General features: G+C 64.0%; 18 protein-coding genes and 2 pseudogenes. 11 read left to right on the top strand and 9 right to left on the bottom strand.

Going from position 1 to position 21,032, the window contains the following annotated elements; genetic code table 11:
- Positions 1–169: 169 nt before the first annotated feature.
- On the top strand, positions 170–1,276 hold the full coding sequence (locus ACLEJP_RS06990) for a GlxA family transcriptional regulator (RefSeq protein WP_186674957.1): 1,107 nt from the start codon (positions 170–172) through the stop codon (positions 1,274–1,276).
- A 120-nt stretch (positions 1,277–1,396) separates the two neighbouring features.
- On the opposite strand, the gene ACLEJP_RS06985 is transcribed toward ACLEJP_RS06990, so the two are convergent.
- From ACLEJP_RS06985 to choX, 5 genes are all read right to left on the bottom strand, one after another.
- Positions 1,397–1,654 (bottom strand): hypothetical protein, encoded by a 258-nt coding sequence (locus ACLEJP_RS06985; protein WP_003255717.1) that lies wholly within the window; start codon positions 1,652–1,654, stop codon positions 1,397–1,399.
- A 368-nt stretch (positions 1,655–2,022) separates the two neighbouring features.
- Entirely contained in the window at positions 2,023–2,499 is a 477-nt protein-coding gene (locus ACLEJP_RS06980; protein WP_440805089.1) for a thioesterase family protein, read from the bottom strand.
- Positions 2,500–2,509: 10 nt separating this feature from the next.
- A complete protein-coding gene (locus ACLEJP_RS06975; RefSeq protein WP_440805088.1) occupies positions 2,510–3,475 on the bottom strand; it encodes an L-carnitine dehydrogenase in 966 nt (321 codons plus the stop codon).
- A gap of 18 nt (positions 3,476–3,493) precedes the next feature.
- Positions 3,494–4,378, bottom strand: a complete 885-nt coding sequence (locus ACLEJP_RS06970) for a 3-keto-5-aminohexanoate cleavage protein (protein WP_170027863.1) — start codon at positions 4,376–4,378, stop codon at positions 3,494–3,496.
- A 122-nt stretch (positions 4,379–4,500) separates the two neighbouring features.
- Positions 4,501–5,445: a choline ABC transporter substrate-binding protein gene (gene choX, locus ACLEJP_RS06965; RefSeq protein ID WP_440805087.1), complete on the bottom strand. Its 945-nt coding sequence runs from the start codon at positions 5,443–5,445 to the stop codon at positions 4,501–4,503.
- 145 nt (positions 5,446–5,590) lie between these two features.
- Between choX and ACLEJP_RS06960 the strand changes: the two genes are divergently transcribed.
- Positions 5,591–6,535, top strand: a complete 945-nt coding sequence (locus ACLEJP_RS06960; RefSeq protein ID WP_440805085.1) for a GlxA family transcriptional regulator — start codon at positions 5,591–5,593, stop codon at positions 6,533–6,535.
- 117 nt (positions 6,536–6,652) lie between these two features.
- Here the strand turns inward: ACLEJP_RS06960 and ACLEJP_RS06955 are convergent, their stop codons facing one another.
- The gene (locus ACLEJP_RS06955) at positions 6,653–7,054 is read right to left on the bottom strand and encodes a lysozyme inhibitor LprI family protein (protein WP_225780053.1); all 402 of its coding nucleotides are present in this window, start codon (positions 7,052–7,054) and stop codon (positions 6,653–6,655) included.
- Positions 7,055–7,350: 296 nt separating this feature from the next.
- Here ACLEJP_RS06955 and ACLEJP_RS06950 point away from each other — a divergent pair, with 296 nt between their 5' ends.
- The 6 genes from ACLEJP_RS06950 to etfB all read left to right on the top strand — a co-directional run bounded on the left by ACLEJP_RS06950 (position 7,351) and on the right by etfB (position 15,151).
- Positions 7,351–8,328, top strand: coding sequence for a dipeptidase (locus tag ACLEJP_RS06950; RefSeq protein WP_186712608.1), 978 nt, complete (start codon positions 7,351–7,353; stop codon positions 8,326–8,328).
- Between the two features lie 77 nt (positions 8,329–8,405).
- A complete protein-coding gene (locus tag ACLEJP_RS06945; protein WP_046614486.1) occupies positions 8,406–8,936 on the top strand; it encodes a DUF5943 domain-containing protein in 531 nt (176 codons plus the stop codon).
- 15 nt (positions 8,937–8,951) lie between these two features.
- A complete protein-coding gene (gene dgcA, locus ACLEJP_RS06940) occupies positions 8,952–11,012 on the top strand; it encodes a dimethylglycine demethylation protein DgcA (RefSeq protein ID WP_225780054.1) in 2,061 nt (686 codons plus the stop codon).
- A 173-nt stretch (positions 11,013–11,185) separates the two neighbouring features.
- The gene (gene dgcB / locus ACLEJP_RS06935; protein WP_440805083.1) at positions 11,186–13,138 is read left to right on the top strand and encodes a dimethylglycine demethylation protein DgcB; all 1,953 of its coding nucleotides are present in this window, start codon (positions 11,186–11,188) and stop codon (positions 13,136–13,138) included.
- Positions 13,138–14,370 (top strand): electron transfer flavoprotein subunit alpha, encoded by a 1,233-nt coding sequence (gene etfA / locus ACLEJP_RS06930; RefSeq protein WP_440805081.1) that lies wholly within the window; start codon positions 13,138–13,140, stop codon positions 14,368–14,370. Before dgcB ends, etfA begins: the two co-directional genes overlap by 1 nt.
- Positions 14,371–14,380: 10 nt before the next feature.
- Positions 14,381–15,151 carry an electron transfer flavoprotein subunit beta gene (gene etfB, locus ACLEJP_RS06925; protein WP_289131700.1) on the top strand — a complete coding sequence of 257 codons (771 nt, stop codon included), beginning with the start codon at positions 14,381–14,383 and terminating at the stop codon, positions 15,149–15,151.
- A gap of 705 nt (positions 15,152–15,856) precedes the next feature.
- Here etfB and gbcA read toward each other — a convergent pair.
- Positions 15,857–17,149, bottom strand: a complete 1,293-nt coding sequence (gene gbcA / locus ACLEJP_RS06920; protein ID WP_170027871.1) for a glycine-betaine demethylase subunit GbcA — start codon at positions 17,147–17,149, stop codon at positions 15,857–15,859.
- 293 nt (positions 17,150–17,442) lie between these two features.
- Between gbcA and gbcB the strand changes: the two genes are divergently transcribed.
- Positions 17,443–18,543, top strand: coding sequence for a glycine-betaine demethylase subunit GbcB (gene gbcB, locus ACLEJP_RS06915; protein WP_440805078.1), 1,101 nt, complete (start codon positions 17,443–17,445; stop codon positions 18,541–18,543).
- 39 nt (positions 18,544–18,582) lie between these two features.
- Here the strand turns inward: gbcB and ACLEJP_RS06910 are convergent.
- Positions 18,583–19,698: pseudogene (locus tag ACLEJP_RS06910) on the bottom strand (methyl-accepting chemotaxis protein); the annotation flags it as partial.
- A gap of 15 nt (positions 19,699–19,713) precedes the next feature.
- A pseudogene (locus ACLEJP_RS06905) lies at positions 19,714–20,142 on the bottom strand (MCP four helix bundle domain-containing protein); the annotation flags it as partial.
- Between the two features lie 339 nt (positions 20,143–20,481).
- Here ACLEJP_RS06905 and ACLEJP_RS06900 point away from each other — a divergent pair.
- Together ACLEJP_RS06900 and ACLEJP_RS06895 are read left to right on the top strand one after the other, a co-directional pair.
- The gene (locus ACLEJP_RS06900; RefSeq protein WP_440805077.1) at positions 20,482–20,712 is read left to right on the top strand and encodes a hypothetical protein; all 231 of its coding nucleotides are present in this window, start codon (positions 20,482–20,484) and stop codon (positions 20,710–20,712) included.
- Positions 20,709–21,011, top strand: coding sequence for a cell division protein ZapA (locus tag ACLEJP_RS06895; RefSeq protein ID WP_440805076.1), 303 nt, complete (start codon positions 20,709–20,711; stop codon positions 21,009–21,011). The genes ACLEJP_RS06900 and ACLEJP_RS06895 overlap by 4 nt, the downstream gene beginning before the upstream one ends.
- Positions 21,012–21,032 lie beyond the last annotated feature (21 nt).

Genomic DNA, 21,032 nt, shown 5'->3' with positions numbered 1-21,032 from the left:
GCCGGATGAAGGCGTCGTTTTCAGGTTTTTTTGGATGGCCGTTCAATTTCAGGCACGGCCTTTGCGTTGAGATTGGAAACAAGCCCCTGCACATGACCCGGGGGCCATAACAAGAAAATCAGTGCTCGCCTGAGGCACACACCCTGCATTTGTGTGAGGAGAAATCGCGATGACGTCGTACACCTCCGGGAACCCAACCCAGAACCGCACAGCCCCTCAGTCCATCGGGTTTCTCCTTCTGGACAATTTCACCCTGATTTCCCTGGCATCGGCCGTGGAGCCGCTGCGCATGGCCAACCAGCTGTCCGGTCGCGAGCTGTACCGCTGGCACACCCTGACCGTCGATGGCGGCCAGGTGTGGGCCAGCGACGGCCTGCAGATCACCCCGGACGCGGCCATGCACAGCGCCCCACCGATGGACACCGTCATCGTCTGCGGCGGCGTCGGCATCCAGCGCACCGTTACCCGTGAGCATGTCACCTGGCTGCAGGCCCAGGCCCGCCAGTCGCGCCGCCTGGGTGCGGTGTGCACCGGCAGCTGGGCGCTGGCCTGCGCCGGCCTGCTCGACGGTTTCGATTGCAGCGTGCACTGGGAATGCCTGGCGGCGATGCAGGAGGCCTACCCACGGGTGAACATGAGTACCCGCCTGTTCACCCTGGACCGTAACCGCTTCACCAGCTCCGGCGGCACCGCGCCGCTGGACATGATGCTGCACCTGATCAGCCGCGACCATGGCCGCGAGCTGTCGGCGGCGATCTCGGAGATGTTCGTCTACGAGCGTATTCGCAACGAGCAGGACCACCAGCGCGTGCCGCTCAAGCACATGCTCGGCACCAACCAGCCGAAGCTGCAGGAGATCGTCGCGTTGATGGAGGCCAACCTCGAAGAGCCGATCGACCTGGACGAACTGGCGGTGTACGTGTCGGTATCGCGCCGCCAGCTCGAGCGGCTGTTCCAGAAGTACCTGCACTGTTCGCCGTCGCGCTACTACCTGAAGCTGCGCCTGATCCGCGCCCGGCAGTTGCTGAAGCAGACGCCGATGTCGATCATCGAAGTGGCCTCGGTATGCGGCTTCGTGTCGACCCCGCACTTCTCCAAGTGCTACCGCGAGTATTTCGGTATTCCGCCACGTGACGAGCGTGTGGGTTCCAATACCGCGCAGCAGGTCGCCATGATGCCGATCCCGCAGGCCATGACCCTGTCGCCGCACAGCGGGCCGATGGCTGCCCTGAGCCAGGCGCGCAACGAGTCGACCTTTGCCAGTGTAAGGCTCTGAAACGGCACCAGCCTCTTCGCGGGTAAACCCGCTCCCACAGGTACTGCACCGGGTTCAAAAGCGGTGCAGTACCTGTGGGAGCGGGTTTACCCGCGAAGGGGCCGGTGTAGGAATACCCAGTCAGGCGCGTTTGTTGAACTGCGCCAACGCTGGCAACAGCTGCTTGTCGATGGCCTGGCGCACCGCCGGCAGGATCGTCGCGCTACCGGTATACATCTGCTCCACCATGCCCTTCAGCGCCCGCGCATTGGGCTCGGTCAGCCCGCGCACCACTGCCTCGCAGGCCTGCTCGGCGCTGGCGCCGGCCGGAATGTCGAACCCGCGCGCGCGCAGGTGGCCTGCCAGGTCGTCCTGGTCAATCAAATCCGCATGCATCATGGCTGTTGTCCCTTTTATCGCTAAGAGAGTGCTGCTGTGATTTACGACCGATTCTGTGACGCTGGCGACATACCCGCAACCACAGAATGGCGGCATGGCTGCTTTGGCTAAGAACAGGTCGTTTCCGGCTAAATCGAACGGCCGGGAACTGCGCAAACTCAAGCCATCTACCGCAACGGAGGGTTTGGTCACCCTCGTTCGTGCAACGTGGATGCTGCTCGCTCTTGGCCCCGGTTGCTCACGGCTTCCCGGGGCTATTTTTTTGCCTGAAGACATGACCTGTGGCAGCGGGCGTGCCCGCGAATGCGGCGGTCAACCCAGCATCGCATTCGCGGGCATGCCCGCTGCCACAGGTCATAGGTTGCTGCTCAGTTTGGCGTAGGCAGGGCTATCACTCGGCCGAGGAACACAGCCGGGGGCACATCCTGCTGCTCAGCCACCAACCCCTGCAGCAACCCGACACTGTGCTCACTGAACGGCGCCGACTTCGGCCCGGCCAGGTCCACATGCAGCAGCATCTGCTCGCTGGCCGCCAGCACCTCGTCGAACCCCGCCCGATGCAGGCTGTGGTAGACGTGCAAGCGCTTGCGGTCGAAGCCGATGATCTGGCTCTGCACCCATACCTCGCAGCCCAGCTTCACTTCGTGCAGGTAGTTGATGTGCGCTTCCAGGGTGAACAGCGAATTGCCGCTTTGCCCCCGGCTGTCGGCATCCAGGCCGATGCGCTCCATCAGCGCATCGGTGGCATAGCTGAAGATCAGCAGGTAGAAGGCATCGCGCAGATGCCCGTTGTAGTCGACCCAGTCCGCCTGGACCGGGGTGCGGTAGGTGATCAGTGCGGGCATTACAGGCTCCTCAATCGCCGAAGGCCATGCCGTGCTTGGCCTTGCTGGTTTTCACGGCGTCCAGCACGGCCAGCAGGGTGTCATCACGATAGCGCTCCAGCGCGGCGATGCTACGTTCGCCCAGCTGTTGCGAGGTGCCTTCGACCACGTCGTCGATCAGCTTGTCGGTCAGCTCCGGTGCTGGCAGGTAGGTCCATGGCAGCTTCAGCGCCGGGCCGAACTGAGCCATGAAGTGGCGCATGCCAGCGTCGCCACCGGCCAAGGTGTAGGTGAGGAACGTGCCCATGAACGACCAGCGCAGGCCGGCGCCGAAGCGGATTGCATCGTCGATCTCGCCCGTGCTGGCCACGCCGTCGTTGACCAGGTGCAGGGCTTCGCGCCACAGCGCTTCAAGCAGGCGGTCGGCGATGAAGCCGGGGACTTCCTTGCGCACATGCAGCGGGCGCATGCCCAGCGCGGTATAGATGACCTTGGCCGCTTCGATGGCCTCCGGCGCAGTGCGTTTGCCGCCGACGATCTCTACCAGTGGCAGCAGATACACCGGGTTGAAAGGGTGGCCGACCACGCAGCGCTCGGGGTGGGTGGCCGACTCGTAGAACTCGCTGGGCAACAGGCCCGAGGTGCTGCTGCCGATAATGGCGTCGGGTTTGGCCGCGGCGCTGATTTTCGCGTGCAGGTCGAGCTTCAGGTCCAGCCGCTCCGGCGCGCTTTCCTGGATGAAGTCGGCATCACGCACGCATTCCTCGATGGTGGCGACGAACTTCAGCCGGTCCGGGGAAGCACCCGGCGCCAGGCCTTGCTTCTGCAGGGCCGGCCAGGCATTGGCAACACGCTTGCGCAGCGCCTGTTCGGCGCCGGGTGCCGGGTCCCAGGCGACCACGTCGAGGCCGTGGGCCAAGGCGCGGGCGACCCAGCCGCTGCCGATCACGCCGCTACCCAGGGCAGCGAAGGTGTTGATCTGGGTGATGAAGGTCATGGTGTTCTCCTGAATGGCTCAGCGGCGTTTGAGGTTCATCTTTTCCCGGCCTTCGGCTGGGGTAAGCACACGGGCACCAAGGCGCGAAATGATTTCTACCGCGCGCTCGACCAATTGGCCGTTGCTGGCCAGCACGCCGCGGTCCAGGTACAGGTTGTCTTCCAGGCCCACGCGCACGTTGCCACCCAGCAGCACCGCCTGGGCGGCCATCGGCATCTGCATGCGGCCGATGCCGAAGCCGGCCCAGGTGACATTGGCCGGCAGGTTGTCGACCATCGCCTTCATGGTGGTGGTATCGGCCGGCGCGCCCCACGGGATACCCAGGCACAGCTGGAACAGCGGGTCATCGAGCAGGCCTTCCTTGATCATCTGCTTGGCGAACCACAGGTGGCCGGTGTCGAAGATTTCCAGCTCGGCCTTGACCCCCAGTTCGGTGATGCGCCGGGCGCCGGCACGCAGTTGCGCCGGGGTGGAAACGTAGATCGAGTTGCCGTCACCGAAGTTGAGCGTGCCGCAGTCCAGGGTGCAGATCTCCGGCAGCAGCGCTTCGACGTGTGCCAGGCGTTCCAGCGGGCCGATCAGGTCGGTGCCGGGGCCGAACTCCAGTGGCGTTTCGCCCGGGCCGATTTCCAGGTCGCCGCCCATGCCGGCGGTGAGGTTGACGATGATGTCCACATCGGCTTCGCGGATGCGTTCCATGACTTCGCGGTACAGCGCCACGTCGCGGCTGAAGCGGCCGGTCTGCGGGTCGCGGACGTGGCAGTGGACCACGGTGGCGCCGGCTTTGGCGGCTTCCACGGCGGCTTCGGCGATCTGCTTGGGGGTGACCGGGACCAGGTGGCTTTTCGAGGCGGTGTCGCCGGCGCCGGTGAGGGCGCAGGTGATGATGACGTCGTGGTTCATGGTGGGTTCCTTGTGATAGCTGTGTTGGGCTTTTCGCGGGCGCGCCCGCTCCCACAGGGTTTACGTGACCCTGAGTGTGTCGCTGTACCTGTGGGAGCGGGCATGCCCGCGAAGAGGCCGGATCAGTTGGCGGTGAGCTTGAGGTTGTCCGCCGCCGGCTTGCCATCGAAGGTGGTCACCCCGTCAAGCCAGCGGGCCTTGTCCTGGGGATGGTCCTTGAGCCATTGGCGGGCCGATTCCAGCGGGTCCTTGTGGTCGAGCAGCGGCTGCATCATGCGGCTCTCGTCTTCGGCGCTGAAGTTGAGGTTGGCCAACAGGCGGTGGGCGTTGGGGCAACGTTCGGCATAGTCCGGCGCGGTCACTGTCCAGACCGTCGCGCGGCCTTCGTCAGGCCCCAGGGCGTCCTGGCTGTCGCCGAGATAGACCATGTCGATGTTCACGTTCATCGGGTGTGGCGCCCAGCCGAAGAACACCACGGCCTCATTGCGCCGAACTGCGCGGTCGACGGCGGCGAGCATGCCGGCCTCGCTGGACTCGACCAGCTGGAACTTGCCCAGGCCGAACTGGTTCTTGGCGATCATCGCCTTGATCTGGGTGTTGGCGCCCGAGCCTGGCTCGATGCCGTAGATTTTCCCGCCCAGCTCCTTTTCGAACTTGTGGATATCGGCGAAAGTCTTCAGGCCCTTGTCGGCCAGGTACTTGGGTACCGCCAGGGTGGCGCGGGCATCTTCCAGGCTGGGCTTGTCGAGTACCTTGACCTGTTTGGCGTCGAGGAACGGGGTGATGGTCTGGGTCATGATCGGGTTCCAGTACCCGAGGAACATGTCCAGGCGCTTGTCACGGATGCCGGCGAAGATGATCTGTTGCGACGCACTGGTCTGCTTGGTCTGGTAGCCCAGGCCGTCGAGCAGCACCTGGGCCATGGCGCTGGTGGCGATGACGTCGGTCCAGTTGACCACGCCCAGGCGGACGTTCTTGCAGGCCGCGGGTTCGGCGGCATAAAGCGGGGAAGCGACGATAGTGCTCAGGGCTACGGACAACAGGCTGCGGCGGATCAAGCGTTGCATGGTGGCTCTCCATCGGCAGGGCGTTTTTTATAGGGGCCGGCCTCTCTGGGCCGTGTGAACACGCTACGCTGCTGCCAGGGTGGAAAATCGCACCCTGGCGACCAACAATTGCACGGAGGCGACCACCTTTGCCGTGGAGCATGCAATGCCGCAAATCATCCATTTCCTGCTGTTACCCGGTTTCTCGGCGATTGGCTTCATCAGCGCCCTGGAGCCATTGCGGGTGGCGAACCGTTTCAAAGGCCCATCGTACAGCTGGCAGGTGCTGAGCCTGGATGGCGGCGCAGTACAGGCCAGCAACGGCATGTCGGTGAATGCCGACGCAGCGCTGGCGACGGCTGAACCGGGTGGCGTCCTGCTGATCGTCGCCGGCTTCGATCCCCTGGCCTGCTACGGGCCGGCCTTGCAACACGCGCTGCGCCGGCTCGACCGCGACGGGGTGATTCTGGGCGGCATCGACACCGGTGCGGTGGTGCTGGCCGAGGCCGGCCTGCTGGATGGCCACCGCGCCACCGTGCATTGGGAGGCGCTCGAAGCGTTCAAGGAGAACTACCCGAACCTGCAGGCGACCCAGGAGCTGTTCGAGATCGACCGGCGGCGCATCACCTGCGCCGGCGGTACCGCCTCGATCGACCTGATGCTCGACCTGATTGCACAGGCCCACGGCAGCGAACTGGCGGTGCAGGTCTCGGAGCAGTTCGTGCTCGGGCGTATCCGCCAGCGCCAGGACCACCAGCGCATGCAGATCGCCAGCCGCTACGGCATCAGCAACAAGAAGCTGGTGAAGGTGATTGGCGAAATGGAGCGCAACACCGAGCAGCCGCTCAATACCCAGGTGCTGGCCGATGCGGTGCAGGTGACCCGGCGGCAGCTGGAGCGCCTGTTTCGCCTGCACCTGGACGACACGCCCAGCGGCTTCTACCTGCGCCTGCGGCTGGACAAGGCTCGGCAACTTTTACGCCAGACCGACATGAGTGTGCTGGAGGTCGGGGTGGCGTGCGGGTTCGAATCGGCTTCGTACTTTACCCGCTGCTATCGGGCGCGCTATCAGCGCTGCCCGCGCGAGGACCGCCTGGCCCGAGCGGTTTGATTTGCGCCTGTACCGGCCTCTTCGCGGGCACGCCCGCTCCCACAGGAACCCCGCCGCCCGTGAGCGTTGCGCAGTACCTGTGGGAGCGGGCGTGCCCGCGAAGAGGCCGGTACAGGCTTACTGCTGGCCGATGGACTGCAGGTACTCCGAACGGTCATCACTGCGCTGCGCCACGCAGGTATCCCAGGCCGCCTGGAATGCCTTGCTGCCGGGCTTCTCGGCAAAGGTCTCGACCTTGCAGTCGGCATCACGCAGCTGCGTCCACAGCTTTTCGGCAGCGTCCATGCGCGTGACCAGTGCGCTCGCCTGGTCGCCTTCGTCGGCATACTGGTCACGGATGCGCTGGATCAGGTCGTCATAGGCCGCTTTCAGCTCGCGTTCGGCAGTCTGCTTGTTGAATGCCGCGCAAGCGTAGGTCTGCTGGTCGGTCTCGACGTTGTCGCACGGGGTGCTTTCTTCCTCGCCGGCCTGGGCGCCCGACACGACAGCCAGCAGTACCAGCCATGCCATTGATTTCATCCGTATTCTCCTCAACAGGCTGACGAATCGCAGGGATTCTCGCTCAGACGACGGCGCCGCGGTAGCTACCTGAACAAATGTTCATAAAACCCTGGAAAACGTCGTTATCGAGACTGTCTCTCATCCCCGAACGGCGTCGTCAAGGCGCTGGAACAGGCGCGTTGTCGCGCATTGACGCTTTCGGCAAACCCCCTGTCGTTTTTGCATCGGGGCGCCGTTGGGCACAGGCATATGCTGGCCCCAAAGCGCCGGCACAAGGTTTGGCGCCAACCTATTCAATAAAAGGGGACAGCCTGATGAGCCCAGCCGAACTTCACGCCGACAGCATCGTCATCGACGGCCTGATCATTGCCAAATGGAACCGCGAGCTGTTCGAAGACATGCGCAAGGGCGGGCTGACTGCGGCCAACTGCACGGTTTCGGTCTGGGAAGGCTTCAAGGCAACCGTCGACAACATCGCCGCCAGCCAGAAGCTGATCCGCGAAAACAGCGACCTGGTCATGCCGGTGCGCACCACCGCCGACATCCGCAAGGCCAAGGAACTGGGCAAGACCGGCATCCTCTTCGGCTTCCAGAACGCCCACGCGTTCGAAGACCAGATCGCCTACGTCGACGTGTTCAAGCAACTCGGCGTGGGCATCGTGCAAATGTGCTACAACACCCAGAACCTGGTGGGCACCGGTTGCTACGAGCGTGACGGCGGCCTGTCGGGCTTCGGTCGCGAGATCGTCGCGGAGATGAACCGCGTCGGCATCATGTGCGACCTGTCCCACGTCGGCTCCAAGACTTCCGAAGAAGTCATCCTCGAATCGAAAAAGCCGGTGTGCTACTCGCACTGCCTGCCGTCGGGCCTGAAAGAACACCCGCGCAACAAGTCCGATGCAGAGCTGAAGTTCATCGCCGACCACGGCGGTTTCGTAGGCGTGACCATGTTCGCGCCGTTCCTGGCCAAGGGCATCGACTCGACCATCGACGACTATGCCGAAGCCATCGAATACACCATGAACATCGTCGGTGAAGACGCCATCGGTATCGGTACCGACTTCACCCAGGGCCATGGCCAGGACTTCTTCGAGTACCTGACCCACGACAAGGGCTATGCCCGTCGCCTGACCAACTTCGGCAAGATCATCAACCCGCTGGGTATCCGTACCGTGGGCGAATTCCCCAACCTCACCGAAACCTTGCTCAAGCGCGGCCACTCCGAGCGCGTGGTGCGCAAGATCATGGGCGAGAACTGGGTCAACGTCCTCAAGGACGTGTGGGGCGAATAAGCCGCTCTCCAAGCCTGTAAGCCCCTGCCAGCAACGCCGGGGCATCCCAAACAAAATTTTTATGGAGTTGAGTTTCCATGGCCAAGATCGCCCCGCAATTGCCAATCGAAGTCGACAGCGAGACCGGTGTCTGGACCAGCGACGCCCTGCCGATGCTGTATGTGCCGCGCCATTTCTTCGTCAACAACCACATGGGTATCGAAGAAGTCCTCGGTGCCGACAAGTACGCCGAGATCCTCTACAAGGCCGGCTACAAGTCCGCCTGGCACTGGTGTGAAAAAGAAGCCGAATGCCATGGCCTGGAAGGCGTAGCGGTGTTCGAGCACTACATGAAGCGCCTGAGCCAGCGCGGCTGGGGCCTGTTCGAGATCCAGGACATCGACCTGGACAAGGGTACCTGCAGCGTCAAGCTCAAGCACTCGGCATTCGTGTACGTCTATGGCAAGTGCGGCCGCAAGGTCGACTACATGTTCACCGGCTGGTTCGCCGGCGCCATGGACCAGATTCTCGCTGCCCGCGGCAGCTCGATCCGCACCGTGGCCGAACAGGTCTACGGCGGTTCGGAAGAAGGCCACGAAGATGGCCTGTTCGTCGTCAAGCCGTTGTAAGCCGGAGATAGCGTCATGGCATTCGAAGCAATGTTCCAGCCGATCCAGATCGGCAAACTGACCATCCGCAACCGCGTGCTCAGCACCGCACACGCGGAGGTCTACGCCACTGACGGCGGCATGACGACCGACCGCTATGTGAAGTACTACGAAGAAAAGGCCAAGGGCGGTATCGGCCTGGCGATCTGCGGCGGCTCGTCCGTCGTCGCCATCGACAGCCCGCAGGAATGGTGGTCGTCGGTCAACCTGTCGACCGACCGCATCATCCCGCACTTCCAGAACCTGGCCGACGCCATGCACAAGCATGGCGCCAAGATCATGATCCAGATTACCCACATGGGCCGTCGCTCGCGCTGGGACGGCTTCAACTGGCCGACCCTGATGTCGCCATCGGGTATCCGTGAACCCGTGCACCGCGCCACCTGCAAGACCATCGAGGTGGAAGAGATCTGGCGCGTGATCGGCAACTACGCGCAAGCGGCACGTCGCGCCAAGGAAGGTGGCCTGGACGGTGTCGAGCTGTCGGCCGTGCACCAGCACATGATCGACCAGTTCTGGAGCCCGCGGGTCAACAAGCGTACCGACGAATGGGGCGGTACTTTCGAAGGCCGCATGAAGTTCGGCCTGGAAGTGCTCAAGGCCGTTCGCGCCGAGGTCGGTGACGACTTCTGCGTGGGCATGCGCATTTGCGGTGACGAGTTCCATCCGGACGGCCTCAGCCATGAGGACATGAAGCAGATCGCCGCGTACTACGACGCCACCGGCATGATCGACTTCATCGGCGTGGTCGGCTCGGGTTGCGACACCCACAACACCCTGGCCAACGTCATCCCCAACATGAGCTACCCGCCGGAGCCGTTCCTGCACCTGGCGGCGGGCATCAAGGAAGTGGTCAAGGTCCCGGTACTGCACGCGCAGAACATCAAGGACCCGAACCAGGCCACGCGTATCCTCGAAGGCGGCTACGTGGACATGGTCGGCATGACCCGTGCACACATCGCCGACCCGCACCTGATCGCCAAGATCAAGATGGGCCAGATCGACCAGATCAAGCAGTGCGTCGGTGCCAACTACTGCATCGACCGCCAGTACCAGGGCCTGGACGTGCTGTGCATCCAGAACGCCGCGACTTCCCGTGAATACATGGGCGTGCCGCACATCATCGAGAAGACCACCGGCGCCAAGCGCAAGGTCGTCGTGGTGGGCGCCGGCCCGGCCGGCATGGAAGCGGCCCGCGTGGCTGCCGAACGTGGCCACGACGTGACCCTGTTCGAGAAGAAGGAGCAGATCGGCGGGCAGATCACCATCGCCGCCAAGGCGCCGCAGCGTGACCAGATCGCCGGTATCACCCGCTGGTACCAGCTGGAGCTGGCGCGCCTGAAGGTCGACCTGCGCCTGGGTACCGCGGCCGACGTGGCAACCATCCAGGACCTGCGCCCGGACATCATCGTGCTGGCCGTGGGCGGGCATTCGTTCCTCGAGCAGAACGAGCACTGGGGCGCCGCCGAAGGGCTGGTGGTCAGCAGCTGGGACGTGCTCGACGGCAAGGTTGCCCCGGGCAAGAACGTGCTGGTGTACGACACCATCTGCGAATTCACCGGTATGTCGGTGGCCGACTTCATCGCCGACAAGGGCAGCCAGGTGGAAATCGTCACCGACGACATCAAGCCGGGCGTGGCCATGGGCGGTACCAGCTTCCCGACCTACTACCGCAGCATCTACCCGAAAGAAGTGATCATGACCGGCGACATGATGCTGGAAAAGGTCTACCGCGAGGGCGACAAACTGGTGGCGGTGCTGGAGAACGAATACACCGGCGCCAAGGAAGAGCGCGTGGTCGACCAGGTGGTGGTGGAGAACGGCGTGCGTCCTGACGAGCAGCTGTACTACGCGCTGAAGGAAGGTTCGCGCAACAAGGGCCAGATCGACGTGGAGGCGCTGTTCGCCATCAAGCCACAGCCGATCCTCAGCCAGCCGGGCGAAGGCTACCTGCTGTACCGCATCGGCGACTGCGTGGCCCAGCGCAACGTGCATGCGGCGATCTACGACGCCTTGCGCCTGTGCAAGGATTTCTGATCGCACTGTCGGCACACATTGGCCCCTGTGGGAGCGGGCGTGCCCGCGAAAGCGTCAGCATGAACAACAGAGTTGTCTGATCTGACGCATTCGCGGGCATGCCCGCTCCCACAGGGCCGGTGCAGGATTCCAGGGGCCTGAACCCCTTGCAACCGCTGTTGTGGGAGCCTCCCATGTTGAACACCCTTCTACCCATCCTGCTGTTCGCTGCCCTTGGCCTGGCAGTGCTCGGCGCCCTGCGCCGGGTGCGCATGTGGCGGCGCGGCCGGCCATCCAAGGTCAACCTGATCGGCGGCCTGCTGGCCATGCCGCGCCGTTACCTGGTGGACCTGCACCACGTGGTCGAGCGCGACAAGTACATGTCCAAGACCCACGTGGCCACCGCAGGCGGCTTCGTGCTGTCGGCCGCGCTGGCAATCCTGGTGCATGGCTTCGGCCTGCAGAGCAAGATCCTCGGCTACGCGTTGCTGGTGGCCACGGTGATCATGTTCAGCGGCGCCATTTTCGTCTTCAAACGCCGACTCAACCCGCCATCCCGGCTGTCCAAGGGGCCGTGGATGCGCCTGCCGAAGAGCCTGCTGGCGTTCGCCGCGAGCTTCTTCATCGCCACCCTGCCGGTCGCCGGCATCCTGCCTGCCAATACCGGCGGCTGGGTGATGGTCGCGATTCTCGGCCTGGGCGTGCTGTGGGGCGTGTCCGAGCTGTTCTTCGGCATGACCTGGGGCGGGCCGATGAAACACGCCTTCGCCGGTGCCCTGCACCTGGCCTGGCACCGCCGTGCCGAGCGCTTCGGCGGCGGCCGCTCCACCGGCCTCAAGCCACTGGACCTGGAAGACCCGAACGCACCGCTGGGCGTGGAAAAACCCGTGGACTTCACCTGGAACCAGCTGCTGGGCTTCGATGCCTGCGTGCAGTGCGGCAAATGTGAAGCCATGTGCCCGGCGTTTGCCGCCGGCCAGCCACTGAACCCGAAAAAACTCATCCAGGACATGGTCATCGGCCTGGCCGGTGGTACCGACGCCCAGTTCGCCGGCAGCCCATACCCTGGCAAGCCGATCGGCGAGCATGGCGGCCACCCGCACCAGCCGATCGTCAATGGCCTGGTCGACGCCGAAACGCTGTGGTCGTGCACCACCTGCCGTGCCTGTGTCGAGGAATGCCCGATGATGATCGAGCACGTCGACGCCATTGTCGACATGCGCCGCCACCTCACCCTGGAAAAGGGCGCCACGCCGAACAAGGGCGCCGAGGTGCTGGACAACCTGATCGCCACCGACAACCCGGGCGGTTTCGCCCCCGGTGGGCGGATGAACTGGGCCGCCGACCTTAACCTGCAACTGCTGTCGGAGGTGAAAACCACCGAGGTGCTGTTCTGGGTCGGCGATGGTGCCTTCGACATGCGCAACCAGCGGACCCTGCGTTCGTTCGTCAAGGTGCTCAAGGCCTCCGGCGTGGACTTTGCCGTGCTCGGCCTGGAGGAGCGCGACAGCGGCGACGTGGCGCGCCGCCTGGGCGACGAAGCGACCTTCCAGCAACTGGCCAAGCGCAATATCCAGACCCTGGCCAAGTACCAGTTCCAGCGCATCGTCACCTGTGACCCACACAGCTTCCATGTGCTGAAGAACGAGTACGGCGCCCTGGGCGGTGAGTACCAGGTGCAGCACCACAGCACCTACATCGCCGAACTGATCGCGGCCGGCAAGCTCAACCTTGGCCAGCACAAAGGTGGCAGTGTCACCTACCACGACCCGTGCTACCTGGGCCGCTACAACGGCGAGTACGAAGCCCCGCGGGCAGTGCTCAAGGCGTTGGGCATCGAGGTGCGCGAAATGGAACGCTCCGGCTTCCGCTCGCGCTGCTGTGGCGGTGGCGGCGGTGCGCCGATCACCGACATCCCCGGCAAGCAGCGGATCCCCGACATGCGCATGGACGATATCCGCCAGACCGAGGCCGAGCTGGTGGCCGTGGGTTGCCCACAGTGCACCGCGATGCTTGAAGGCGTGGTCGAACCGCGCCCACAGATCAAGGACCTGGCCGAGCTGGTCGCCGACGTGCTGATCGAAGAGGACGCGCCCGCTGCCGCCAAGACGCAAACGGCCAAACGTGAACCTGCGGAGGTGCACTGATGAGCGACATTATCCGCCGCGACCCGCGCGCCGAGTGGATCGCCCGTAACCGTCTGCACCCGCTGCATGCAGCGATGCAGACCCAGCAAACCCGCTGGATGGGGCCGAACGGCCTGATCCGCAAGAACCCTCACGCGATTGCCGCAGGCTTCATCGGCCCGGCCGGCCTCAAGCGTATCGACCGCAGCGGCGCCCAGCAGGGCACCGGTGTGGGCGGGCGGCGCACGGCGGCGGCCGAGGTCAAGCTGCCGTTGCACCAGGTGGCGGCGCCGGCGTTCTACATTGCCGTGGTGCCGGACATGGTCGGTGGCCGCCTGAGCAGCCACGACCGCGACCTGCTCGGCCTGGCCCACAGCCTGGCCGGCAGCGACGGCGCAGTACTGGCGGTGGTGTTTGGCGAGCACAAGGAAAGCAACTTTTCCACAGCCGGCGTCGACCGCCTGCTGGTCATCGAGGGCGAGGCCTTCGAAGGTTATGCACCGGAACAACTGGTACAGGGCCTGCGCGCTGTGGATAACCAGTTCGCCCCGCGCCACTGGCTGCTGCCCGACAGCCGCACCGGTGGCGGCGAACTCGGCCGACGCCTGGGCGCGGCGCTGGGCGAGCGCCCGGCGACGCGGGTATGGCAGGTCAAGGACGGCCAGTGCATTGGCCGTGCCGGTGCCGGCCAGCAGGACCTGCAACGCGCCGTGCCACGCCTGATCCTGGCGGCGGCCGAATGCGCCGAGCCGGTCAGCGAAAGCCGCCACGAAGCGCTGCCGGTAGAGTTGTCCACAAGTGTGCCGCGCAGCCTGTCGCGGATCGAAGACCTCGGCTCGGTGGCCGTCGACCCGGCCACCATTGCCATGGCCGAGGCCGAGTTCATCGTCTCCGGTGGCAACGGGGTCAAGGACTGGGACCTGTACCACCAGGCTACCGCAGCGCTGGGCGCCACCGAAGGCGCCTCGCGGGTGGCGGTGGACGACGGCTTCATGCCGCGCAACCGCCAGGTGGGCGCGACCGGTACCTGGGTTACCGCACGGGTCTATGTGGCTGTGGGTATCTCGGGGGCGATCCAGCACCTGCAGGGCATCGGCGCCTGCGACAAGGTGGTGGCGATCAACATGGACCCCGGCTGCGACATGATCAAACGGGCCGACCTGTCGGTGATTGGCGACAGCTCGGCAATTCTCAAGGCGCTGATCGAGGCTGTGGATAACTACCGCAGCGGCGGCCAGCGCGACGCGGCATAAGGGCACGAGCATGAGTACCAAAGTGATCAGCCTGGTTTCCATCGGTGCCCACCCCAGCTCTGGCCGTGCGCGCCGCGCCGAGCAGGATGCCCGCGCGGTGGAACTGGGCTTGCAGCTGGCTGGGGATAACTTGCAGGTGGTGCACGCCGGCAACCCACACGAAGAAGCGCTGCGCGCCTACCTGGGCATGGGCCTGGACCACCTGGATGTGCTGGAGCAGCCGGCCGGTGCCGATGTGCTGGGCGTGCTGGGCGACTACCTGCGTGACGCCGGGGCGCAGCTGGTGCTGACCGGCAGCCAGGCAGAGACCGGCGAAGGGTCGGGCATGCTGCCGTTCCTGCTGGCGGAAAAACTCGGCTGGCCGTTGATCGTGGGCCTGGCCGAAGTGGAATCGATCGACAACGGCACCGCCCAGGTATTGCAGGCCCTGCCACGTGGCCAGCGGCGCCGGCTGAAGGTGCGCCTGCCGCTGCTGGCGACTGTGGATAACGCCGCGCCAAAGCCGCGCCAGAGTGCCTTCGGGCCGGCGCGCCGTGGTGTCCTGGCGGCCCGCAACGTGGCCATCGTCGAAGACTCGCTGCTGGCCGAGGCCGAGCTGCAGCCAGCCCGTCCGCGGCCCAAGCGGCTGAAGGTGATCAAGGCCAAGAGCGGCGCCGACCGCATGAAGGCGGCAACCGCCAAGGCCAGTGGTGGCGGTGGCAAGGTGTTGAAAGACGTTACTCCGCAGGAAGGCGCCGAAGCCATCCTCAAGCTGCTGGTGGAAGAAGGCGTGCTGCGCTAGAGCCTCCCGCCGTCCCGTGTAAGAGCGGCCTTGTGTCGCGATGGGCTGCGCAGCGGCCCCCAGATCCTGAGCCAGGCCCAGGATTCGGGGGCTGCTGCGCAGCCCATTGCGACACAAGGCCGCTCCTGCATTCAGGACCAGGCCTCGGCCACGCACTTGCCCACCAAATCTGTTCGCCAACATGTGGATAAAGTGTTGGCGCATGGCCCCAGGCCTCGTATCACGCGGCCTCCATAGGTTTGATCAAAAAACAGTCAGCCTCTGTCAGGGCGCTTGCTTGCCTGGCACATCAGCATCTACCTGTTTTTGCCCACAATCGCTGTGAGCCCCTCTGTGGATAATATGTTCGGTATCGGCTGCGAGCCGCGTATTCAGGGGCGTTGACAGATTTGTTCAAAAAATGATCAAACCTTACTTTCCATCCTTCCGGACTTGATAATCAGGGCCTTGCAGCGCTTATCCACAGTTCCGTTGCGAATGCCGTGCGTGGTTGCCCACAAACTCTGTTGGTGGCTCTGTGGATAAGGTGTACGAACACCGCTGCATCCGAATGTGCATGCGGGGTTGAGCGAGTTGGTCAAATACTGATCAGCCATTCGCTGTGGCGGGTGCTACGAGGGAGGGGGGTGAAACGCGTTTTCAGGTGCGGAAGGGGAGATAGGAACAACCCCGCCACCAAACTTCGTTCAGTGGCGGGGGGTGGGCTTACTGTGCCTGCACTTCCTTCAGGTAAGGTGCCGGCTCAGCCCCCAGGTTGTTCAGCAACCGCTGGCTGTACCAGTCGATGAAGTTGACCACGCCGAACTCGTAGGTCTTCGAGTAAGGGCCCGGCTGGTAGGCGGTGGAGTTGATCCCGCGCTGGTTCTCTTCGGCCAGGCGACGGTCCTGGTCGTTGGTGGCGTCCCACACCTTGCGCATGCGCTCCGGGTCGTAATCGACACCTTCCACGGCATCCTTGTGCACCAGCCACTTGGTGGTGACCATGGTTTCCTGGGCGCTGATCGGCCACACGGTGAACACGATCATGTGGTCGCCCATGCAGTGGTTCCACGAGTGCGGCAGGTGCAGGATGCGCATCGAGCCCAGGTCCGGGTTCTTGATGCGGCCCATCAGCTTCTGGCAGGCCTGCTTGCCGTCCATGGTCATCGACACGGTGCCCTTGAGCAGCGGCATGCGCACGATGCGGTTACGCAGGCCGTGGCTCTTGTGCAGGTACGGGATCTTCTCGGCTTCCCAGGCGGCGGCCGAGGCAGCCACGTGGTCCTTGAATTCCTGGCTGGCGCGCGGGTCGTTGGTGTCGTCCCATTCCAGCAGGGTTTGCAGCAATTCCGGGTGCGAACCGTTGCAGTGGTAGCACTCGCGGTTGTTTTCCAGCACCAGCTTCCAGTTGGCCTTTTCCATCAAGGTGGTTTGCACCGCCACCTTGGTGTTCTCCATGTCGTACGGTTCCATGTAGTGGTCCAGGGTGGCCAGGAACTCGTCGATGGCAGGCGGGTTTTCCGCCAGGCTGATGAAGATGTAGCCACCGGCGACTTTCACGTTCACCGGCTTCAGGCCGTACTGGTTCATGTCGAAGTCGGCGCCCATTTCGGTGCCGGCGAACAGCAGGCGGCCGTCCAGCTCGTAGGTCCACTGGTGGTACGGGCAGACCAGCTTGGCCACCTTGCCCTTGTCGCTGACGCACAGGCGCGAGCCGCGGTGACGGCAGACGTTGTGGAAGGCATGCACCTTGCCTTCGGCACCACGCACCACGATGATCGGGTTCTTGCCGATCTGCAGGGTGATGTAGTTGCCCTTGGCCGGGATCTCGCAAGTCATGCCGGCGATCAGCCACTCCTTGTGGAAGATCTCCTGCATGTCGATCTGGAACAGACGCTCGTCGTTGTAGAACGGCTGCGGCAGCGAGAAGGTGCGCTCGCGGGTCTGCAGCATTTCGGCGGTTGCCTTGCGTGCAGGTTCCAGTGGATCGCCCAGGCTCAGGGTTGCGGTGACGTCCATCGTGTATTCCTCGGGGCCGAGTGCGGCCGGCAAAAGGTGGCTAATCGTTGTTGTGGTGCCGCAAGGCTGCTTATCAAGAAACAGCGGTTGTTTTGCCGTGGAGTGTGCGTCCGAAGACGCCATCAACCGTATCCATGGGCGACATGGCCGAATTGAATTACGACTCCGCAGCCCTTGTGGTGCGCGGCTGGTCGCGATAAGCACGCCGATGTCGCTGGCAGGAATGTACGTCGTCTTCGGCTTGCGCATTATCCAAGCCATAAAAGGCCAATAGTCGGCTGCTGGAGATGAACATGTCCGATACCTTCCTCAATCCGGTCACCACCCAGACCTGGGCCAACGGCCGCCACATCGTGCGCTGCGTCAAGGTCATCCAGGAGACCTGGGACGTGCGCACCTTCTGCTTCATGGCCGACCAGCCGATCATGTTCTTCTTCAAGCCTGGGCAGTTCGTCACCCTGGAGCTGGAGATCGAAGGCAAGCCGGTGATGCGCTCCTACACCATTTCCAGCTCGCCTTCGGTGCCCTACAGCTTCTCGATCACGGTCAAGCGCGTGCCCGGCGGCCTGGTGTCCAACTTCCTTCACGACACCATGCACGAAGGCGCCGAACTGCCGGTGCACGGCCCGGTGGGGCTGTTCAACGCCATCGATTTCCCGGCGCAGAAGGTGCTGTACCTTTCCGGTGGCGTGGGCATTACCCCGGTGATGTCGATGGCCCGCTGGTTCTACGACACCAACGGCAATGTCGACATGGTGTTCGTGCACAGCGCCCGTTCGCCGAAGGACATCATCTACCATCGCGAGCTGGAGCAGATGGCTTCGCGCATTCCCAACTTCAGCCTGCACATCATTTGCGAAAAGCATGGCCTGGGCGAGCCGTGGGCGGGTTACCGCGGCTACCTGAACCAGCGCCTGATGGAGCTGATTGCACCGGACTACATGGAGCGCGTGGTGTTCTGCTGTGGCCCGACGCCGTACATGAGTGCGGTCAAGCGCATGCTCGAAGCGGTGGGCTTCGACATGAAGAACTACCACGAGGAGTCGTTCGGCGCCACGCCGCCGGAAGCCAAGGCTGACGCGGTCGAGCATGCCGAACAGGCTGCCGATGCGCCGGAGCTGGACGCCGCCGACCTCAACCTGGTGGAGTTCATCGGCAGCGAGAAGAGTATCCGCATCGCCCCGGGCGAGACCGTGCATGCAGCGGCGGCCAAGGTTGGCCTGATGATCCCGAAAGCCTGTGGCATGGGTATCTGCGGCACCTGCAAGGTGCTCAAGCTGGGCGGTGAAGTAGAGATGGAGCACAACGGCGGCATTACCGAAGAGGACGAAGCCGAGGGCTACATTCTGTCCTGCTGCAGTGTGCCGAAAGGGGACGTTCGGATCGATTACTGATCCGCGAATGCAAGGGGCCGCAAAGCGGCCCCAGCTTTTTCAGGTGCGGAACCGTGCTACCAGGCCATTGAGGTCCACCGCCAGCCGCGACAGCTCGGCACTCGCCGCACTGGTCTGATGCGCCCCGGTGGCACTCTGCACCGACAGGTCGTTGATGTTCACCAGGTTGCGGTCCACTTCCCGCGCCACCTGCGCCTGCTCTTCCGCAGCGCTGGCAATCACCAGGTTGCGTTCGTTGATCTGCGCCACTGCGCCGGCAATGGTATCCAGCGCCAGGCCCGCGCCACGAGCGATATTCAGGGTCGATTCGGCGCGTTCGGTGCTGGTGCGCATCGACTCCACGGCCTCTTCCGTTCCGCCCTGAATGCTGCCGATCATCCGCTCGATCTCGCTGGTCGACTGCTGGGTACGGTGGGCCAGCGCCCGCACTTCATCAGCAACCACGGCAAAACCACGGCCTGCTTCGCCGGCACGTGCCGCCTCGATCGCCGCGTTGAGTGCCAACAGGTTGGTCTGGTCTGCCAGGCCACGGATCACGTCGAGCACCTTGCCGATATCACGCGACTGTTCGGCCAGGTGGGTGATCAGCTTGGCGGTGGCTTGTACGTCGCCGCTCATGCGCTCGATGGCACCCACGGTTTCCATGACCAGGTCGCGGCCATCGCCAGCCGAACGGCTGGCTTCGCTGGAGGCTTCCGAGGTGCTGACGGCATTGCGCGCCACTTCCTCCACGGCGCTGGTCATCTCGGTCACCGCGGTGGCGGCCTGTTCGATTTCGTTGTTCTGTTGCTGCAGGCCACGGGCGCTTTCGTCGGTGACGGCGTTCAGCTCCTCGGCAGCCGAGGCCAGCTGGGTCGCGGAGCCGGCAATCAGCTGCAAGGTATCGCGCAGCTTGTCCTGCATGCGGGCCATGGCGCGCAGCAGGCGGGCAGCTTCATCGGTACCCTCGGCATGGATGACGTGGGTCAGGTCGCCGTCGGCGATCTGTTCGGCGCATCTGAGCGCCTCGTCGATCGGCTTGGTGATGCTGCGGGTCAACAGCATGGCGCAGGCAAACGTCAGCACGGTGGCGGCGACCAGCAGGCCGATCACCAGCGAGAAAGCCGCGTCGTACTGGCTGGCGGCTTTCGCGTTGGTGTCACGGGTCTGCTCGGTATTGATGCGCACCAGGGTCTCCATGATCTTGTTGATCTGTTCGGAGGTGGCGATCACGTCACGGTTGATAACCTCCCTCAGCTCATCGAGGCTGCCGGCCTGGCTCAGGCTGCGCATGCGTGCCTCCAGCTGGCGGTACTGGTTGAGCGACTGGACATACTGATCGTATGCCGCCTGCTCATCGGCGGCCGTGATCAGCGGCAGGTACGCCTGGCGTGCGCGGTCGATCTCCTGGTTGCGCTGGTCCATCAGCTTGAGGATGTCCTGTTGGCCTTGCGGTTCGCGGTTCACCAGCAGGCGGTAGGCGAGGCTGCGCATACGCAGGTTCAGGGCGTTGAGCTCATCCAGGGTCTTGATGGCGGGTACGCTGACCTGTTCGATGGCCAGGCCGGCCTGGCGGATGTTGCCCATCTGCATCAGGGAGAAAATACCGAGGCCGAGCATCAGCAGGCCGATAAGCGCAAAGCCCAGCAGTGCGCGTGGGGCAATATTGATGTTGCGTAGTGACATGGAGGGCAGATCCAGGGAAGTGAAGGAGAGGCACCCAGTGCGACAGAATGTGTCTCTTTGAGTATCGGTCGTGACCGGTCAGTCTTGAGTGCGCCCCGGCAAAATTCCGAGCTGGCCCGGGCGTTCCTGACCGGCGGTTGACCCAGGCCGGAACAAGGGGCGGGTTACCCTGTCAATCTGCGGGTTCGACACGTTGTAAATCCGATATTTAATGGCGACGAGCGGCACTTTTCTTTATCGTGTGCGCCCCTCGCAACAACCTGAGATAGACCCATGCTGGAATCTTCCCTGAATCAAATCGAGCAACTGGTCAACGACCTGCTGCAGAAGAACGCCCAACTCACCGAGCAGAACGCCGCCCTCGGCCAGGAACTGGCCCAGGCCAAGGAAGAGAACGAGACCCTGCAACTGTCGCTGATGGAGCAGGAAGAGAAGAACGGCAGCACCGCCGCACGCCTGCAAGCCCTGGTCGAGCGCGCCCACGCCGGCGTCGTCGGCGCATGACGCTACGTGCCCAGCCGATCAATGTCGTGTCGATCCTCGGCAACGACTATTCGATCAAGGCGCCTGAAGGCCAGGAAGCGACCTTGGCCCAGGCCGTGCAGATGCTCAATACCGCCCTGGCCCAGACCAAGCGCCAATACCCGACCTTGATCGGCGACAAGCTGCTGGTGCTGGCTGCGTTGAACCTGTGTTCGCGACAGATCGAACTGCAGGAAGAGCACCGCAAGACGCTGGACCGTACCCAGGCGCAGATCGACGCCACAGTGGACGCCATCGTCCGGAGCATTGCCGAACAATGACGGCCTGAGGCCGAGAATATT

Source organism: Pseudomonas sp. SMV7 (assembly GCF_052041995.1).
Lineage (GTDB): Bacteria > Pseudomonadota > Gammaproteobacteria > Pseudomonadales > Pseudomonadaceae > Aquipseudomonas.
Note: the sequence above shows the minus strand (reverse complement) of the source record. Positions and strands in the feature narration are given on the sequence as shown.

Bases quoted from the DNA above. Each gene is read 5' to 3' on its own strand.
- gbcB (WP_440805078.1), top strand. From the start codon at position 17,443: ATGTCCGATACCTTCCTCAATCCGGTCACCACCCAGACCTGGGCCAAC.
- etfB (WP_289131700.1), top strand. From the start codon at position 14,381: ATGAGTACCAAAGTGATCAGCCTGGTTTCCATCGGTGCCCACCCCAGC.
- gbcA (WP_170027871.1), bottom strand. From the start codon at position 17,149: ATGGACGTCACCGCAACCCTGAGCCTGGGCGATCCACTGGAACCTGCA.
- ACLEJP_RS06980 (WP_440805089.1), bottom strand. From the start codon at position 2,499: ATGCCCGCACTGATCACCTACCGCACCCCGGTCCAGGCGGACTGGGTC.
- etfA (WP_440805081.1), top strand. From the start codon at position 13,138: ATGAGCGACATTATCCGCCGCGACCCGCGCGCCGAGTGGATCGCCCGT.
- ACLEJP_RS06960 (WP_440805085.1), top strand. From the start codon at position 5,591: ATGCCGCAAATCATCCATTTCCTGCTGTTACCCGGTTTCTCGGCGATT.
- ACLEJP_RS06955 (WP_225780053.1), bottom strand. From the start codon at position 7,054: ATGAAATCAATGGCATGGCTGGTACTGCTGGCTGTCGTGTCGGGCGCC.
- ACLEJP_RS06985 (WP_003255717.1), bottom strand. From the start codon at position 1,654: ATGATGCATGCGGATTTGATTGACCAGGACGACCTGGCAGGCCACCTG.
- ACLEJP_RS06990 (WP_186674957.1), top strand. From the start codon at position 170: ATGACGTCGTACACCTCCGGGAACCCAACCCAGAACCGCACAGCCCCT.
- dgcB (WP_440805083.1), top strand. From the start codon at position 11,186: ATGTTGAACACCCTTCTACCCATCCTGCTGTTCGCTGCCCTTGGCCTG.
- ACLEJP_RS06895 (WP_440805076.1), top strand. From the start codon at position 20,709: ATGACGCTACGTGCCCAGCCGATCAATGTCGTGTCGATCCTCGGCAAC.
- dgcA (WP_225780054.1), top strand. From the start codon at position 8,952: ATGGCATTCGAAGCAATGTTCCAGCCGATCCAGATCGGCAAACTGACC.
- ACLEJP_RS06975 (WP_440805088.1), bottom strand. From the start codon at position 3,475: ATGACCTTCATCACCCAGATCAACACCTTCGCTGCCCTGGGTAGCGGC.
- ACLEJP_RS06950 (WP_186712608.1), top strand. From the start codon at position 7,351: ATGAGCCCAGCCGAACTTCACGCCGACAGCATCGTCATCGACGGCCTG.
- ACLEJP_RS06945 (WP_046614486.1), top strand. From the start codon at position 8,406: ATGGCCAAGATCGCCCCGCAATTGCCAATCGAAGTCGACAGCGAGACC.
- ACLEJP_RS06970 (WP_170027863.1), bottom strand. From the start codon at position 4,378: ATGAACCACGACGTCATCATCACCTGCGCCCTCACCGGCGCCGGCGAC.
- choX (WP_440805087.1), bottom strand. From the start codon at position 5,445: ATGCAACGCTTGATCCGCCGCAGCCTGTTGTCCGTAGCCCTGAGCACT.
- ACLEJP_RS06900 (WP_440805077.1), top strand. From the start codon at position 20,482: ATGCTGGAATCTTCCCTGAATCAAATCGAGCAACTGGTCAACGACCTG.